General features: G+C 33.4%; 16 protein-coding genes. 8 read left to right on the top strand and 8 right to left on the bottom strand.

Features of this window, described 5'->3' with window-relative positions:
• The first annotated feature begins 66 nt into the window (after positions 1-66).
• The 7 genes from BW939_RS02020 to BW939_RS01980 all read left to right on the top strand — a co-directional run bounded on the left by BW939_RS02020 (position 67) and on the right by BW939_RS01980 (position 7,734).
• On the top strand, positions 67-1,608 hold the full coding sequence (locus BW939_RS02020) for a T9SS C-terminal target domain-containing protein (RefSeq protein ID WP_228417081.1): 1,542 nt from the start codon (positions 67-69) through the stop codon (positions 1,606-1,608).
• Between the two features lie 917 nt (positions 1,609-2,525).
• Positions 2,526-3,527 carry an RHS repeat-associated core domain-containing protein gene (locus BW939_RS02005; protein WP_228417109.1) on the top strand — a complete coding sequence of 334 codons (1,002 nt, stop codon included), beginning with the start codon at positions 2,526-2,528 and terminating at the stop codon, positions 3,525-3,527.
• On the top strand, positions 3,524-3,877 hold the full coding sequence (locus BW939_RS02000; protein ID WP_076449288.1) for a hypothetical protein: 354 nt from the start codon (positions 3,524-3,526) through the stop codon (positions 3,875-3,877). Before BW939_RS02005 ends, BW939_RS02000 begins: the two co-directional genes overlap by 4 nt.
• Positions 3,878-4,277: 400 nt before the next feature.
• Positions 4,278-4,826 (top strand): STM3941 family protein, encoded by a 549-nt coding sequence (locus BW939_RS01995; RefSeq protein WP_105170174.1) that lies wholly within the window; start codon positions 4,278-4,280, stop codon positions 4,824-4,826.
• Positions 4,827-5,042: 216 nt separating this feature from the next.
• Complete coding sequence (locus tag BW939_RS01990; RefSeq protein ID WP_076449285.1) at positions 5,043-5,768, top strand: RHS repeat-associated core domain-containing protein; 726 nt, start codon at positions 5,043-5,045, stop codon at positions 5,766-5,768.
• A 30-nt stretch (positions 5,769-5,798) separates the two neighbouring features.
• Positions 5,799-7,127, top strand: coding sequence for an RHS repeat domain-containing protein (locus BW939_RS16125; RefSeq protein ID WP_076449283.1), 1,329 nt, complete (start codon positions 5,799-5,801; stop codon positions 7,125-7,127).
• 4 nt (positions 7,128-7,131) lie between these two features.
• Positions 7,132-7,734 carry a hypothetical protein gene (locus BW939_RS01980; protein ID WP_123891541.1) on the top strand — a complete coding sequence of 201 codons (603 nt, stop codon included), beginning with the start codon at positions 7,132-7,134 and terminating at the stop codon, positions 7,732-7,734.
• A gap of 241 nt (positions 7,735-7,975) precedes the next feature.
• Here BW939_RS01980 and BW939_RS01975 read toward each other — a convergent pair whose 3' ends face one another.
• The 6 genes from BW939_RS01975 to BW939_RS01950 form a co-directional block, all read right to left on the bottom strand.
• Positions 7,976-8,395 (bottom strand): OsmC family protein, encoded by a 420-nt coding sequence (locus tag BW939_RS01975; protein ID WP_076449279.1) that lies wholly within the window; start codon positions 8,393-8,395, stop codon positions 7,976-7,978.
• A 273-nt stretch (positions 8,396-8,668) separates the two neighbouring features.
• On the bottom strand, positions 8,669-11,362 hold the full coding sequence (locus tag BW939_RS01970; RefSeq protein ID WP_076449277.1) for a TonB-dependent receptor domain-containing protein: 2,694 nt from the start codon (positions 11,360-11,362) through the stop codon (positions 8,669-8,671).
• Between the two features lie 106 nt (positions 11,363-11,468).
• Positions 11,469-11,834 carry a hypothetical protein gene (locus BW939_RS01965; protein ID WP_076449275.1) on the bottom strand — a complete coding sequence of 122 codons (366 nt, stop codon included), beginning with the start codon at positions 11,832-11,834 and terminating at the stop codon, positions 11,469-11,471.
• A 21-nt stretch (positions 11,835-11,855) separates the two neighbouring features.
• Entirely contained in the window at positions 11,856-12,524 is a 669-nt protein-coding gene (locus BW939_RS01960; RefSeq protein ID WP_076449273.1) for a hypothetical protein, read from the bottom strand.
• An 87-nt stretch (positions 12,525-12,611) separates the two neighbouring features.
• Positions 12,612-13,298, bottom strand: a complete 687-nt coding sequence (locus BW939_RS01955) for a response regulator transcription factor (protein WP_076449270.1) — start codon at positions 13,296-13,298, stop codon at positions 12,612-12,614.
• A gap of 66 nt (positions 13,299-13,364) precedes the next feature.
• Positions 13,365-14,912 carry a sensor histidine kinase gene (locus BW939_RS01950; protein ID WP_076449269.1) on the bottom strand — a complete coding sequence of 516 codons (1,548 nt, stop codon included), beginning with the start codon at positions 14,910-14,912 and terminating at the stop codon, positions 13,365-13,367.
• Positions 14,913-15,098: 186 nt separating this feature from the next.
• Here BW939_RS01950 and BW939_RS01945 point away from each other — a divergent pair, with 186 nt between their 5' ends.
• A complete protein-coding gene (locus tag BW939_RS01945) occupies positions 15,099-15,587 on the top strand; it encodes an SRPBCC family protein (protein ID WP_076449267.1) in 489 nt (162 codons plus the stop codon).
• Positions 15,588-15,693: 106 nt separating this feature from the next.
• Here the strand turns inward: BW939_RS01945 and BW939_RS01940 are convergent, their stop codons facing one another.
• Both BW939_RS01940 and BW939_RS01935 read right to left on the bottom strand, forming a co-directional pair.
• The gene (locus BW939_RS01940) at positions 15,694-16,038 is read right to left on the bottom strand and encodes a hypothetical protein (RefSeq protein WP_076449265.1); all 345 of its coding nucleotides are present in this window, start codon (positions 16,036-16,038) and stop codon (positions 15,694-15,696) included.
• A 1-nt stretch (position 16,039) separates the two neighbouring features.
• A complete protein-coding gene (locus BW939_RS01935; RefSeq protein WP_076449263.1) occupies positions 16,040-18,082 on the bottom strand; it encodes a S9 family peptidase in 2,043 nt (680 codons plus the stop codon).
• Between the last annotated feature and the right edge of the window lie 44 nt (positions 18,083-18,126).

Here is an 18,126-nt window from a genome sequence, read left to right as displayed (position 1 = left end):
GTATTTTTACGGTTGTTTTGCAGTTGATTTTTCTTTAAGTTCGCAACATTATTCAGAAAAATAAATATGAAAAAAAATTATGTTGCAGCACTCTTCCTCTGTGCTGTTTTGGGCATTTCTGCACAGGAAGTTCTATGGCAGAAAGACATTAAGTCCTCCACACAGGATTTTCTATCTCAGGTAACCATGACAATCGACCAACAATATCTCATTACAGGAAGTTCCATTCAAGCTCCCAAACCTTCTACTGAAAACAAACAGAATAACGGATACGACTTCCATGTTGTTAAGCTTGACCAGCAGGGAAATGAGGTGTGGGAAAAGTATTTCTCAGGACAGAATCACGATTATTTATCTGCGGCAGTAAATACACAGGAAGGAGGATTTCTTCTTGCCGGAACTTCGTATTCGGGCAAAAGCCATGATAAAAAAGATGCTTCAAAAGGCGGTTCTGATATCTGGCTTATAAGACTGAACGAGTCTGGCGAGGAACTGTGGCAGAAAACCATTGGTACTGCAAGTGATGATGAAGCAAGATCTGTGATCCAAACTACAGACTTTGGGTTTTTCGTTGCGGGCAACGTCCAAAACAACAGCAGTGGCTTCGGATCTAAAGATGTTTTGGTGAGCAGAATGGATAAGGAGGGAAAAGTTTTATCAGAAATCATTTTTGGTGGAAAAGGTCTAGATGAAGTTGAAAAAATTATGCCTACAAAAGACGGCGGAGCAATTATGGCTGTTTACTCTAGGAGCTCAGAGTTCAGGACATCAGGTTCTTCGAAACAAAACACCCAAAACACTCCTACCGATGCTACATCCCGGCTCCCGAAACTTACTGAAAATTATGGCGAGGGAGATTACTGGATTATTAAACTCAGTAAAGAAGGAAAAGTAGAATGGGAGAAGAATTATGGTGGAAAAGCTGATGACCATGTGAAAACCATAGCTTTGACTTCTGCAGGATATATCATCGGAGGAAGTTCAAGATCCGAGAGATCGGGTAACAAGAAGTCAGGTGTTGAAGAAGGTACAGATGTCTGGATACTTTCCCTAAATGAAAGAGGAGAAGATATCTGGCAAAAATCTTATAATTTTAAAAATAGGGATGTACTGATGTCGATGCAGGCAATAAACTCCGGGGACGACAAATCATCGAAAGGTATCTTACTAGGTGGATATACTCAGGCTGAAGGCAGAATAGAGAAAGATGATGAGACCTTTTGGATGCTTTACCTTGATATGAACGGAAATGAACAGTGGAGAAAACATATTAAGGGAGAATCCCGAAAAAAGGAAGAAAGATTATCTGACCTAAAACTCAACAGAGATGGCTCTATCATACTTGCTGGCACAAGTGCAGAGGAATTAGGAAAGGAAAACTGGAAGATTGTAAAACTTGGCGATCAGCAGATTGATCAATTAATTGAAAAGCAGAATATCAAGATTTACCCGAATCCGGTTTCGGATTATGCTTATGTAGAAATAGGTTATGACTTTACAGATGCTGCCCCATTTATTTTAGCTTATGGAGTTTTAGATTATACATTTGATATTGGAGATAAAATAGATGAACAAATTGGTGAAGTAAATACTCATATTTATGATTAGATCAATAATTAAACAATGGATATTTATTAATTATTGCGGGCAAAAAATTGGGCAATTTGAACACACCAGAATGAAAAGTTATATGCTAAATATATTTAATGCTCAAATAGGACATTTTTTAAACATAATTATTCTAAATTTCTATTTATTTTTAGGTTTTAGAAGTATTATAGGATTTATAATTTTACTAATAGTAGATAACATTCTAATAAGAAAAATTATTAAAAAACTTATAATGCCAAATGTTATAATAAATCAATTAGAGCAAGAATATAATAAAACTCATAAATGGAAAAGAGTCTTAAATTTTACTTATTCAATAATTCTTGTGATAATATGTTTTTTATTATTTGTATTCTCATTTTTAATTCAAGGAGTTTTTTAAATGATTAAATCAATTATAAAGCAATGGTTATTTATTAATTACTGTGGACAAAAAATTGGACAATTTAAAGGAGCTGATTTAAAAGAAACTCTACTCAATGTTACTACTTCAAATATTTCATACATAGTTTATGGAATTATCTTTAACATATACCTTCAATTAGGTTTTAGAAGTTTATTACTATTTTTAATAATAGCCGTTCCAATTGAGTTTTTTTTACTAGAAAACTTTTAAAGAAATATATTATGACAATAATTTCTATTGAAGAATTGAATGATATATACAAAAAAACACCTCGATGGAAAAGAATTATGTTTTTTATATTAGCTCTTATAATAATTATTTTGCAGTGTTATACTTTTTTTTATGATAATAATTAGTATAAAGCTCTTCAAATGATTAGATCAATTCTAAAACAATGGTTATTTGTTAATTTTTGCGGGCAATGTTTCAGATGTATTGGTTTTGTTTATTTTATAAAATTCATTCATAAAAACTAAATCTTTTGATGTATCAAAATCGGTAATAAAAAATCACTTCAGGATACGGGAATGTCAGCTACGGGTGGAGAGAATACATGCCGGATTTGGGTAGATGGAACGGTATTGATCAGCTTGCTGAGAATTATCTTTCTACCAGTACCTATGCATACGTTGCCAATAACCCGATTTCTTTAACCGATCCTGACGGAAGGTGGATTCATCAGGACGGTAGCATTGGGCAGGGCCCTTCTACCACCTCATTATTGGGACCAACCCATCATGCTTATATGTCTTTCAGTATGTCGGACGGGATGAGTTATAATAGTGGAGCCGGCGGTGGAGGCGGTGGCAATGCATATAATTTTACAGGAAATGCCGCATTTTCTATTTTTAAACACTTTGCTACTGGCGGAAATATGAATAATATTTCTTTTGATAATGGATATGCAAGTTGGTGGACAACCAGTGGTAGTTTGTACAGTTCCAGCGGAGACTTAGATTATAATTGGAATGTCCTTCATAAACTGAAATTAGATAAAGGGGAAGAAGAAAGTACATGGGAAAAAATTTGGAATAGTGATTTTGTTAGGGGATTCACAGGAGATTTTGTTAATGTAGGGGTTGGCTTTTCTGGTATTGCAGGTACAGGGGGAGGAACTAGTTTTGAATTAAATTGGGTTATTCATGGTCCTGAAGCAAGTATTTTACCAGCATTTACAACAACACCTTCAATAGGTGGTGGTTATAATGTTGACTTAACATTTAATGTCGGAAATGTAAATTATACAGGAATGGCATCCCAAATTACTAGAAGTATGCTTATTACCAATACAAGAAATGGTGATATTCCCACAGTTTGGGGAGCAGGTTCAATATCAGCTGGAGGAAATTTAGGTCTAACAGGAACTGTTACAAGATTGAATGGAGGTGAATTTTTAGTAGGCGGACAGGTAAATGTGGGTTTAGGTCTTCCAGCAGGCCCTGTTCCTTTCAATGGATCAGGAGGTGTTTCAAATACATATTTAATAAATGATTTTTATAGAAAAAGATGAAAAAAGGAATTTTACTTTTAATAGGGTTTATTTTTGTTATAATGCTATATTTTTATTACGGTGGAAAATACATGGACAATAAGGAAGAAAAAAATTATATTCAATTTAATAAAAAAGAGATAAATGGCAACATTTTAGATTTAAAAGAATATGCCAGAGGTGCTAAATTACGTTTTAAAGAAGGAGAAGTTATTTTTTACCCTTTAACAAGTCAGCTTAATGAAAATAATATTTTTCTATATACAGCAAAAAAAGGGGATAAAGTTTTAAAAAGGCCTTATCAAGATACTCTCACACTTGTAAAAGAAAATGGGGTAATTTTAAAATATACTTTCATGAAACCTAAATAGAAATTATTCGGTAGTGTTTCAGAAGTGTTAGCTTACCCCCGCTGCGCAAAGTCTCCCGACTTTGATCAAGCTAAATAAACACAAAACCAATCGTAATGCGATGGGTTTTGTGTTATAAAAGCGTTCTATTTTGTATTAGAAAACAAAACTAAAACGCAGCAACATTTTTCTGTAAATATCTAAATCTTGAAATTCTGGCTCAGAATGAAATAAAACGAACTGTGCCCGATAGCGCGGATTTGCAATCCGTGACTTATAAATAAAGAGAAACGCTAACTTTTTAAGGTTTATCCTGGTGTTGGTACAATTATCGGATTTATAGTTGGCGGAGTAGCTGGCTACTTTGCTAGCGATTATGTCGGGGAGCTTGTTGAAAATTCTTATAAATAAATAAAAAATTATGTCAGATATTATCTTTAAAAAAAATAAACGTAAATATTTTTTCATTATCATACTTTTAGTGATATTAATATTCTTTACACTTTATTTTAGTATTTTATTTTTGTTGAATCCATCAAAATATGTATATGCTCTTATGCCAAATAAGACAATAGTACTCTTAATAGGAATATTAGGGCTTTTAGGTTGTTTAATACTTGTATATATCACTACTAAAAGCGTTTTTAATAAAGAGTTTTCTATAATAATAAACAAAGATGGATTATTTATAGGCATAATTCAATATTCAAACAAAAATATTATGTGGGAGGATATCAAGAGTATTGAAACTATAAGTATTAATAATATTAAACATATAATAATTTATATTAATCACGTTGAAAAGTATGAAAATTACGAAAAAGGAATTCAGAATTTTTTTTTAAAAAATAGAGTACAAAGATATGGTACTCCCTTTGTAATTAATACATCTGCTCTACAAGATAATGTTGAAGATATAGCTAAATTAATGAATGAATACTTAATAAAATTCCGTAGAAATAAGGGGTAATGTATCAAAGTTAATGATGCAACATTTTTAAATGCAAATCATTAATTTTCAAAACAAATTTTAAATTTAATAATCAAAACAAGAGTAGACATTTCCCTACTCTTGTTTATTTTAGTAGAAAAAATATACATAAATGACTGATAATTAATCCTTGAGCATCAGAGTTAGTGATAATAAAATTTTAAAAATTAATATATTTACCAGCACAAAGACCATTTGGGAAATGTAAGGCTTTCTTACGGAAGAAACAGCACAGGCGCTCTTGAGATCACTGATAACAATGATTACTACCCTTTGGGGATGAATCACTTTAAAACAGGAACCGCATTTTTTGGACAGGGAAGCTATAAAAATTACAAGTACAGTAACAAAGAGCTTCAGGAAACAGGAATGTACAGCTATGGCTGGAGAGAATACATGCCGGATTTGGGTAGATGGAACGGTATTGATCAGCTGGCTGAGAATTATCTTTCTACCAGTACCTATGCATACGTTGCCAATAACCCGATTTCTTTAACTGATCCTGACGGAAGATGGATCTATGAGGACGGAAGTATTGGGCAGGGTCCTTCCCCCACATCATTATTGGGGCCAAAATACCAATCGTACTTATCTTTCAGCATGTCTGACGGGATGAGTTATAACAGTGGAGCTGGCGGCGGCGGCGCATATAATTTTACAGGAAATGCAGCAGCATCAGTATTCAATTATTTTGCACATGGGGGAAAAATGGACAATATTTCTTTTGAGACTGGTTGGATAAAATTTTGGACGGATGCAGTAGATGCAAGATATGGACAATTTAATATATGGAAAACAATAGATAATGGGTTGATGGAAACTTACAATAGTATTGAGTCCTTGGCAAAAGATATTAATCGTTTTCCCGCTGCGCAAAGTCTCCCGACTTTGACCCCGCTGCGCAAAGTCTCCCGACTTTGAGCAAGCTAAATAAACACAAAACCCATCGTAATGCGATGGGTTTTTTATTATAAAGCTGCTGCATTTTTAGCAAAAAAACCCAGATATGTACAATTCAACGATTATATTGAGAGAAAAGGAAAACAGTATGTAAACATAACCTACAAATACCGGTCTGACGGCACTAAAGTTTCAAAATTATACCAGTACAAAGATTTAATAATTGCCAATGCCTTTACGACTAAAATAACTGAATATCTGGATGGTTTTCAATATGAGTCTGCCATTGGAGGAAGCGGTAATTTTCCGCCAACATTAAATTTTGTACCAACCGCAGAAGGCTATTACAATTTTGAAAATAATAAGTATATTTACAATTACACAGACCATTTGGGAAATGTAAGATTGAGTTACTTTAATAATGGTAACGGCGCAGAAGTTCTTGAAGAAAACAATTACTACCCATTTGGCTTGAAGCATGAGGGATATAATCCTACGGCGGGGAATGTGAGTTATCGGTATAAGTACAACGGTAAGGAACTCCAAGAGACCGGAATGTATGACTATGGAGCAAGATTTTACATGCCGGATATCGGAAGATGGGGCGTGGTAGATCCGTTGGCGGAGAAGATGACCCGTCATAGTACTTATATTTATGCGTTTAACAATCCAATTAGGTTTATTGATCCTGATGGAAGGGCTCCCGATGATTTTGTCCGTAGAAAAGACGGTTCTATTTATTGGGATAATAAAGCCAATGATCAGTATACTACTAAACAAGGCGAAGGTTACCTTGGCAAAGAATTATACTTTACTTTCAACAGTTACATAGATTCAAAAAGTTGGGACGGTCCCGTTCCACCTTTTACAGATCCAACAGGCAATAAATTAAATAGCACAATAACTTTAAACGCTTCTGAAAATTCGCAGGGAGAATTGACAGGATTATCTGCGTCTAAATCTATAGAAATTGGACCTACGCCCGTAGGAAAAGGAAGAGATTTTTATCCTGGAGAAGGTGGAAGTAACAATGTGTTAGGCATAACAAGTAATTCTAAAGGAATTAATGTAAATTTTGAACAACACGCAAGTGTTTCTCCTATTGAAGAAATTGGGTTAAATTTTATGGGATATAAAATTGTGGACGTAGCACAAAAACTAAATATTAATTTTGATAAAAGTTCAGGTAATCTATCTGTTAATGCTTATACAAACGTTTTCCCTTCAGCAACATTATATATTCACGGAGTTGTAGGAATGCAGTATAATCAGCCTTCATTTGTCAAGACACATAGTGGATTTAAAGCTAATATTCGTCCAACCTTAACAGACTTTGGAGGAAAATCTCCATATTATCCCTCAAAATTCTATAAAAGATAAAATAATGAAATCTAAATTACAATTTGTCATTATATTTTTGGGCATTTTGTCTTCGTGTTTTGGTATTTGGAAAATGCTAAAAACTGAGACAATGATATTATCCCCTTGGTTTTTGGTTTTACTTTTTTTGCCTATTTTACTTTTTATATCGTTTTTATTAGGATACTTTCTGAAAATTATATTAAAATCAGAATGGAATACATTAACTTTTACTTCTGTATTTGTTATTATTATTTGTTCAATATTCTATGCTAGTCAATATAGACCAACTAATAAAGTAGTTATCCCAAAGAATTTTTCAGGGGAAGTGAAATTATTTGTTTCTAATGAAAAAGGAAATGATTTTAAAATAAATAATTTTGGCGTTGGTTATATTGATAAAGAAACTTTTGATAAAGGATTTTATCCAAAAATAATTAAAGAAAATAATGATATAACTGACCAAGTGAAATTGTATAGTAAAGGTTCTTGGGTAACAACAGAAAAAACAGATTACTCTTTTGAATATTTGACTTTTATAATACCACCAAAAAAAGAACACAACAAAGACGTTGGGGAATTATTAAAAGTTAATGCAATAGACATAACGAGATTACCCAAAAAATAAAAACTCCCCGGCTGGTGCGAGCGTCTCGCTCGTTCCTTTGAATAACAAAACCCATAGAAATTGCGATGGGTTTTGTGTGGTAATGTATCAGAGTTAGTGATACAATATTTCCAAAATGTAAATTATTGGTTTATTCAGTTTTGGCTATAACAAAGATAGCACTCCTAAGGAGTGCCATCAATTATCATTATATTTTTTGTACATACATAGTGCTCCTGGGCAGCAAATGTTTGGTAAAATATTAATTTGCCAAAGTCGCAGTCAAACTAATTTCAAAGCTAAAAGCCTGACTTACAGGACAACCTTCTTCAGCAATTTTTGCATACTTTTGGAAATCTTCTTCTGAAATACCCGGTATTTTGGCGGTTAAAGTTAATTCAGATTTTGTAATTTTTCCAGCAGCAGGATCTAAAGTAATGACTGATTTTGTGGTCAATTCTTCCGGAGTGAAACCTGCCTGAGTTAATTCAGCACTCAGTTTCATTGTAAAACATCCTGCGTGAGCGGCTGCTAAAAGTTCTTCTGGGTTGGTGCCTACACCTTCCTCAAAACGGCTTCCAAAAGAATATTGAGTTTGATTTAAAGTGGTACTTTGCGTTGTGATATGGCCCTTCCCTTCTTTTACTGTACCGTTCCAAACGGCTGTTGCGTTACGTTTCATAAAAATATTTGATGTTTAAATTTGATTTTTAAAGATACAAAATTGAAACCATCAATTGATTTTGAACCTCATTTTTTAAAATAAATCATTTATATTTTACTAACAATTATTCTAATTTTAAATAAAACAAACCGAGAAAATATTTTCAAGATTTGTTTTATTTGGAAATTTTAGATTTAAACAAAAATAACTTTGTACTAAAAGAAGAGCTGCCTTATAGAAAACAACCGTCTTTTATGCTATAAAAAGATAAAAAACATTTTGATGAAAATATTAAAAAGTAACATCAAAACCCACATAGAAATTGGCTTTCATGATTGGAGCATACACCATTCCGCCATCAAAGTAATTTCCGAAAGGATTTCTGAAATCTACAATCGCATTTTTCTGATGATAAGATGTTAAGTTTTCTCCACCAGCATAAGCTCTTAGTTTTTTGTTGAAATTTCTAGAAATTTGTGCATTAACAATTGCATACGATTCGGAATAAACAGGAATTTGAAATTCTATAGGATTTGTTGATGTGCCTGGAAGCCTCTGTTTTCCAACTATATTTAATGTAGTATCAAAACTCCAGAAACCTTCATTTTTATTTTTGTTGGTTGCGTACGCCAGATTCACAAAACCTCTGTGCTTTGCCATAAAAGGAACCTCACGTCTCCCATTAATGTAGTCTGCCTGTACATCATAATATTTGTAAGCCAATCTCACATCAAAATTTTTGAAAGGAGAGAAATCAAACTGCGTCTGAAATGAATTGGCAAATGATTTTCCATTCAGATTATAAAACGTTAACTGCTGTGGCGACCGGTCTAGATCAACCAAGACTTGATCTTGAAAATCTGTTCTGAAAAAATCAACCATTAAAGTAGATTTCCTTCCGAAAATTTTGAATTCCTGTTGTAAACTAGCACCATAATTCCATGCTATTTCAGGTTTTAAACCATATATATTTCCTCCATTTTCTACAATTTGAACATTTCTATTAGAAGCGAAAAACTGTTGGTTTTCTGCAAAAACATTCGCCGTTCTGAAACCTTTTCCTGCCGACAATCTTACAATAGTTTTTGGGGTAAAATCATATTTAAAATTAATTCTTGGTGTGAACTGTGTACCTGCCAGATTGTGAAAATCTACTCTTGCTCCAGCAACCAATGTATATTTTAAACCTGTTAAAGTATATTCAGCAAAAACTCCAGGAACAACTTCATTTCTTTTAAAATCGTTAATTAGATAATTTTCTTTGTAGCTATCATACAGAAAACTTGCTCCTGTTTTGTATTTGTGATTGGTGTTTCCGATGATGCTTTCAAAAATTAAATTTGAATAGTACGTTTGTTGCTGGCCAGAATAATTTCTAAGACCAAAAAAACTGTCTTGCTGGTGATAAACATACTGATTCATCCATCCTAAACTTTGATAAGGCTTTCCTTTAAAAACGTATCCTGTTTTGTTCCAAACCTGAAATCTTGATATATCAATACCCACTCCGTAAAGTGATTGCTGGCTTTGTGGCAATTTTTTATCGAATCCTGTTTGTCCCGCAGTTCTTTCATCTTTTACAAAATTTATCCCGAAATGCGAACCAAATCCGGAACGTTCTAAATCATTGTAATTCAACAAATAGGCTGTGTTTATCTGTGTACCTTTAGGACGGTCCAAAAACATATCTTCATTCATATCTGTATCTCCAAAAGTTCCGTTTCCGTGAAGAAGCAAAGTTTGCGTCCAGTGATCATTAATGGGCTCTACATGAGTAATATTCGCTTCTGCTCTTCCATTGAAATCGGCAAATAGATTTAAGGAAGTTTCAGATTTTTCCGCACTTTTGATTAATTCTGTATTAATTTGTCCTGTGATACTCTCGTAACCGTTGGTAACCGTGCTTCCGCCTTTTGTTAACTGAATACTTTCAATCCATCTTCCAGGAATAAGACTAAGACCGTAAGCGGAAGCAATACCGCGAATTTCGGGTAATAGTTCTTTCGTTAAACTCGTATATTTTTGATCCAAACCCAACATCTTAAGCTGTTTTGTTCCTGTTACAGCATTACTGAACGAAACATCAACTGTAGCATTAGTTTCAAAGCTTTCGGATAAATTACAACATGCTGCTTTTAAAAGTTCTTTTTTATCAATATTAAAGACAAGACCTGTTTCTTTTTTGTTCAACGAAGTCGCGGCTTTTGTTGCAGTAAGTGTAACACCAGCAATTGAATTTTCTTTTGCTGTACTGCTCTCTTGATTGAGCTCAGTATCACTATTTTTAATTGCAGGAACGTTTTCTATATGGTCAGAATGTATGTTTTCGTTTTTCTCACCCAATTCAGTTTCTCTGTTGTAGAGACAGCATGCGGGTAGTTTTTTGTAGACCTCATCTGTACTTTTATATTTTTCATTATCATGGCCTACTTCAGCAATTTTCTTAAGAATTTGATTTGCAGAAGTAGTTGAAGAATCGAAATCTAAAAGTACAGTTTGTTTCTCTGCGCTCCATACTGCAGATTTTGCTCCGGCAGATTTTGCGGCCTTCTCTATTCTTGCTTTACAAGATTCACAATTTCCTTTTACAAAAAACTCATTTTCATTTTTTAAATGATTGTGATTGTCTGTGGCTGAAGGTTTTTCAGCCAGAGTTTCTCTTTCGTAATGGCAACAACTTGGAAGTTTTTGGTAAGTTTCATTTGACGTTTTAAACTTTTCATTATCATGCCCGGCTTCTGCTATTTTCTTTAAAATATCTTCTGCTAAAATATTTGCAGAAGTCTCTAGAGTAAGTGTTTGTTTATCAATAGAATATATTGCTTTTTTCGCTCCTGCTTTCAGAGCGGTAGATTCTATTCTTTCTTTACACATCTCGCAGTTACCTTTTACAAGATACTTGTTTTCTGAAATATTTTGAGCAGGAATAAGTGTGGTAAGTAAAAAGAATGTCCCAAGAATGATCTTGGTGATATATAATTTCATTTGTTTAAAATTTAGATTAATTGAATTAAAGTAATAATCAAGCAATATAAAAGCAAAACAATCATTTATAGAGTGTTAAACTGATACATAGCTGCATTTTTTCTAATTAACCTAATTTAGGCGGCTGCCAAATTTCTTCTAAACTGTTTGAAATAAAAGGATCAGCGTACTGAAACTGACTTTTTTGAATGGTTGAAAAAACGGGAATGTCCCAAGAATTGCTTTTTGTAAAAATAGTTTGCGCAAAGGTAGTAGATGTACCGCAAAACGAGCAACAATCATCTTTACATGATTGATGGTCTTTCTTACTGTCATTAGAACTGTGCTCATTGTGTTTTTTTTCACAACAAGCCATTGTTTTAGATTCTTTTTTGCAACAATTTTCGTGTGAAGCCTGAGCATAAAAATTATCTTTAGGAATCAAAAAAATTCCTAAGCAAAAGATAATTAATAAAATCTGTATTGGTTTCACAGGGCAAAGTTACAAAAATTATTATAAGGGCGCACCCACTTGCTTTGCACAATCATGCCAAGGCTGTCCGTGAGCGGGATTGGTTGCCGGCTTTGGACCTGTGTTTGCCACTGCAGGTTGAGCTGTTGTTACTGGCTGTGGTGCTTGTACCTGAACGTTGTTTTGCGCAACAGCTTGAGGCGCTGGTTTGCTATTCAATGGCTTCCCTACAGGAATATCGCATCTATGACCTGGTTCTCCGTGTGGAGGATTCATGCCTGAAGCAGTTTTCGCAGCTTTTCCTTTACTATCGACGATTATTTTCCCTGGAGTTACAGAATTGGGATCTATAGTAATGGTTTGCCCTGCACTTACATTTTGAGCTGTGGCGGTGGTAGTTTGCGGTTGTGATGGTTGTGATGGCTGCCCATTTAAAGGCTGTCCTACTGCTATATCACAGCGATGCCCTGGTTGGCCGTGAGCGGGATTCAGCATTCCTGGAGGCGCAGAAATTTGCTGCATACCTTGGGGAACCGTGGGATTATTAGCTACGCCTGCCTGATTTATCAACGACGCTTTTGGGCTGTTGTTAAGTAGTGCAGTTGGTTGTTGAACTCCATTTTCATCTTTTATGTAGGTTGGCTTTTCATCTTTTTTACAAGATACCGCCAAAAATGTTGCTGAAAACAGAGCTAAAAATATATTTTTCATAATGAATCAAATCCTTTGGAAACAAAATTAGCAAAACATTTTTAAATGCTTTGCTAATTTGGATTTTAAATTGTTTAAAAAACTATTTTAATTTTTAACTAAAAGCCTAAATCCTTCGCCGTGAACGTTGATGATTTCTAAACCGTCATCATCTTTAAGCAATTTTCGCAATTTAGCAATATAAACATCCATGCTTCTTGCGGTAAAATAATTTTCTTTTTTCCAGATTTTTCTTAATGCCAAATCTCTTGGCATAAAATCGTTTCTGTGGAGACACAGCAATTTCAAAAGTTCATTTTCTTTTGGAGAAAGTTTATATTCGTTGTCGCCAACTCTTAGCTGTCTCAACATAGAATCGAAGAAAATATTACTTATTTTAAATTGCTCTTGCTCTTCGTTCTCTAGAGTAGAACTTCTTTGTAAAATTGCTTTTATTTTGTATAGAAGTAATTCTGTATCAAATGGTTTGGTAATATAATCATCAGCACCCAATTGGTATCCTCTCAAAATATCTTCACGCATATTTCTTGCAGTAAGGAAAATGATTGGTGTATTTTTATCGATTTTCTTTACATCTTCTGCTAGAGAAAAACCGTCTTTTTTTGGCATCATGACATCGAATATACAGATATCGAATTCGTTTTCTGTAAATTCTTTCAAACCTTGTTCTCCATCAACGGCTAATGTTACCTCAAAATTGTTGATGGTAAGATAATCTTTTAGTACTGCCCCGAAACTTTGGTCGTCTTCTACTAATAATATTCTGTTGCTCATATTTTTATTTATTTAATTTAAAGTTGGTTTACAAATTATTTAATATTGATCACTCATCATTTATAATTATGCCATTGGCAGTTTGATGATAAAAGAACTTCCTTCACCTTTGTTAGAATCTACAATCACTTGTCCTTTGTGCAATTCTACAATTTTTTTCACATAAGAAAGACCAAGACCCTGCCCTTTCACATTATGAATGTTTCCAGTTTCTTCACGGAAGAACTTCTCAAAAATCTTAGTTTTATTTTGAGTTTCCATGCCCATTCCTTTGTCTGAAATTTCAATCACATACCAATTACCTTCGTTTTTTGTGGTAACTAATATTTCCGGAGTTTCGGGAGAATATTTATTGGCATTATCTAAGAGATTCACCAGCATATTTGAAATATGAAACTCATCAATTTTAAAAATATATTTGGTGGCATTAAATTCTTGCTTCAAACTACCGTTTCGTTGTCCTACGATAAGATTAAAAGATTCTGTAGTGGCCTTTATAAGCTCTCTTACATTGGTTTCCTTCAAGAAGAGCTTCACTTCATTACGTTCAAGTTTAGACATATTGAGAACATTTTCCACTTGCTTTTTCATACGAATATTTTCCTGCTTAATTAAAGCGGAATAATACCTTACTTTTTCCGGATTGGTTGCAATTTTATCATTCGCTAAAGAATCTGTAGCAACGGAAATGGTAGCCAAAGGTGTTTTAAATTCATGCGACATATTGTTGATGAAATCTGTTTTCACTTCTGCCAATTTTTTCTGCCTCATCATATAATTAATTGATATAATATAGATTCCCAAAATCGTAAGAAGTGATAAAAACGTACCTAAAAGCATAGGCCAGTTGTTCATTGCCAAAGAATATTCTTTTTTAGGAAAAACAAGTGCCAATGTGTAAAGTGTACGGTCGTCTGTATCTGTAAACAAAGGATATGAATAACTGTTGCTCTCTTTTTTATCTTTAAATATTTTAGATTCAAGTATGGTAGGTTTGCTGTTTTTATCCATCACTCCAAAACCATATTCTGCAGTAATCCCTTTCATTCTCAACTCTTTTGAGATGACAGAATCCAGCGTTTTTTTATCTACTCTTTTATTTATAGGGAGATTGTTACCATTCACTTTTACAAACTCTTTCATGGTATAATCACCATTTTGAATATCTTGATTAATTTCCGAAGTGAGGGCTTCCCGTTTTGTAGTATCTTTTTTTACTTTGTAAGCGGCATCGTCACTGTATAATTTGGTAAGGTTTAAGGTATCTCCCCTTTGGGAAAGTGGCAATTGCACTCTTTCAATCAAATTTTTAGAATAAATAATTTGTCTTTGACTGCCAGAATCTTCTACTTGTTGAATCGTCGTTAAAGTAGGTTGATTTTTATTGGCTAAAATATTATCTCTGAAATTTTTATAATCTTCATTAAGATATTTTTTAACTTCAAGATCTGAAACTGTCTTGGCAGAATTTTCTAAAACCGAATATACTTTATTTGAAAAATCTTGTTCCAACGCAGTATAATAACGCTTCAACCAATAAAACTGAAGGGTTACAAAAACGATAAGAGAAATGGTCATAAAGACCGAAATTATAGGAATAAACTTATTATTCATTACATAGCAGCGTTAAGAATGTTAAAAGTAAACATTTTAAGATTTTATAAACAAAATACACGCCAATTAATTATATAATTTATCTTAAAATTATAGGTTTTAACATTTAATTATAAATATAGGATTAAAATTTAATTAAAAAATGGTAAGAAAATTGGTAATTAAACCTCAATAAAAGAAGAAACAATGAGTACAGATATTATTTTCAATAAAGATTTTGATGAGAAAACAGTCTATGTATCTAAGATTTATGATGCTGAAGTTAAAAAAGTGTGGGATTATTTCACGAAAGCTGAATTTTTAGATCTTTGGTGGGCACCAAAACCTTGGAAATGCGACACAAAAAATCAAAACTTTAGTAAAGGAGGAATTTGGTATTATTCCATGGTTGATACAGACGGCCAAAGGCATTATTCTCAAATGAAATATGGTGAAATTACAGAAAATAGAAGTTTTGACGGCCTCGCTTGTTTTTGTGATGAAAAAGGAAATTTAAATTCAGATTTCAACGAGTCTAAATGGCTATTTGGTTTTACTGGCGTAAAAGAAGGCACGAAAATGACCATAAATATTCATTTTCACTCAGAAGACGATATGAAAAAACAGATTGAAATGGGTTTTGAGGAAGGCTTTAAAACAGGATTAAATCAGCTCGAAGAAATTCTTTCAATTTAAAAATTTGAAAATGAGATAATTTGAAAATAAAAAAAATGGAGAGTCGTGTTACTTTCCATTTTTTTTAGAGCAATTTTAATTTTCAAATTGGTACATTATCAAATTCTCAAACCAATTCTTCATCCTGAAAATACTGAATAATGGCTTTTTTCATCAAAAGTTGCTGCTCATTTGCCCTCAGTTCCGGGAGTGGTTCTAATTCTTCCCAATGCGGATACCCATCATCATCATAATGAGAAAATTTGTAGTACCCAAATGGTTCTAAAAGTCTACAAACTGCAATATGAATAAGGTTTACCTTATCATCTTTGGTGTATTTTTGCTGTCCGCTTCCCAACTCTTGAAGACCAATGAGAAAAAGATAAGTTTCCACGGGCGCATTTTTTTCCGTATCAAAATTTTCTGTAAAAAACTGTTGAATTTTCTCCCAAGATTCTTTTTCGTTGATCATCTTATTTATTTTCTAATTTTAGAAGAAACGCATATTCCATAGCGTCTTCTTTTAACGATTCAAATCTACCACTTGCACCGCCGTGTCCTGCACTCATATCGGTTTTGAAAATGAGAATATTTTCGTCTGTTTTAAATTCTCTCAATTTGGCTGTCCATTTCGCAGGTTCCCAATATTGCACTTGAGAATCGTGAAAACCAGTAGTAATCAACATATTCGGATAAGATTTAGCTTCCACATTATCATAAGGTGAATAGTCTTTCATATAATGATAGTATTCTTCATCGTTGGGATTCCCCCATTCGTCATACTCACCTGTTGTTAAAGGAATCGTCTCATCAAGCATTGTTGTAATAACGTCTACGAAAGGCACCTGCGCCACAATTCCGTTAAACAAAGATGGCTCGTAATTGATTACTGCTCCCATCAATAAACCTCCGGCGCTTCCGCCCATGGCATATAAATGTTTTGATGAAGTATAATTTTCTTTTACTAAATGTTTTCCTGCATCTATAAAATCAAAAAAAGTATTTTTCTTCTCCAGCATTTTACCCTCTTCATACCATTCTCTTCCTAGATATTCTCCTCCACGAATGTGAGCAATTGCATAAATAAACCCACGATCCAAAATTGATAATCTTACATTAGAAAAACTAGCATCTACTGTGTGACCGTAGCTTCCGTAGCCATACAAAAGAACAGGTGTTTCTGCACACTTTTTTGTCTCTTTATGATAAACCAAAGAAATAGGAACCTTCGCTTCTCCATCTCTAGAGTCTGCCCAAATTCTCTCAGAAATATAGTTTTCGGGATCAAATTTTCCGCCTAAAACATCTTGTTGCTTTAGAAGAACTGTAGTTTGATCTTTCATATTAAATTCATACGTAGAGCTTGGCTGTGTAAGAGAAGTGTAACCATAACGTAAAACCTCGGTGTCAAATTCAAGATTTGTACCAATATAAGCTGTATAAGTAGGATCTGAAAAAGGCAAATAATATGAATCTTGCGTTTTTTCAGCTATAATTTTTATTTGTAGAAGTCCTTCTTCTCTTTCTTCAATGACAAGATAGTTTTTAAATATTTCAAAACCTTCCAGTAAAACTTCCGGACGATGCGGAATCACATCTACCCAGTTTTCCATACCGCAATTATCTATTTTCGTTTTTACGATTTTGAAATTAGTAGCATCGTCTGCGTTGGTAATGATGTAAAATTCGTCTTCATAATGCTCTACAGAATACTCCAAATCATCAATCCTAGGTTGAATAATGATCCAATCTGCAAAAACGTCACTTGATGGTATAAACCTATGCTCATCTGAAATGGTACTTGAACTTGCAATGAAAATATATTCTAAAGATTTAGTTTTAAAAACATTTACATCAAAAGTTTCGTCTTTTTCATGAAAAATAAGAATATCCTGTGAAGAATCTGTTCCCAGCTGATGTCTGTACACCTGAAAAGCCCTTAAACTATCATCTTTTCTTATGTAAAATACATGTTGATTATCATTTGCCCAAACCGCCTTTCCAGTTGTATTTTCAATTTTATCAGGAAGAATCTCTCCTGTTTTCAAATTTTTGAAATTAATGGTATAAATTCTTCGGCTTACGTTATCACTAGAAAAAGAGGCCAACTCGTTGTTGGGAGAAACCGCCACACTTCCCACTTCAAAATAATCTTGTCCTTCTGCTAAAACATTTACATCAAGAAGAATTTCTTCCGTATTGTCTAGACTTTGGTATTTTCTGCAAAAAATGGGATATTCTTTTCCTTCTTCATAACGTACGATGTACCAATATTCATTGAAAAGATACGGCAAAGATTCGTCATCTTTTTTATAACGGGCCTTCATTTCTTCAAAAAGCTCATTCTGAAAAGACTCTGTATCTTTCATAACAAAATCCGCAAAGGCATTTTCTTCTTCAAGATATTTTACAACTTCAGGATTTTCTCTTTCGTTCATCCAAAAATAATTGTCGATTCTTTTATCGCCATGTATTTCTAGAATTTTTTCTATTTTTTTTGCCTGTGGTGCTTTCATTTTGATCTTTTAAAGTTCGTTTAATCTCAAAATCATTTTCAATA

This window comes from Chryseobacterium piscicola (genome assembly GCF_900156685.1).
Classification (GTDB): domain Bacteria; phylum Bacteroidota; class Bacteroidia; order Flavobacteriales; family Weeksellaceae; genus Chryseobacterium; species Chryseobacterium piscicola.
This window is presented reverse-complemented; position numbering and strand designations above follow the sequence as displayed.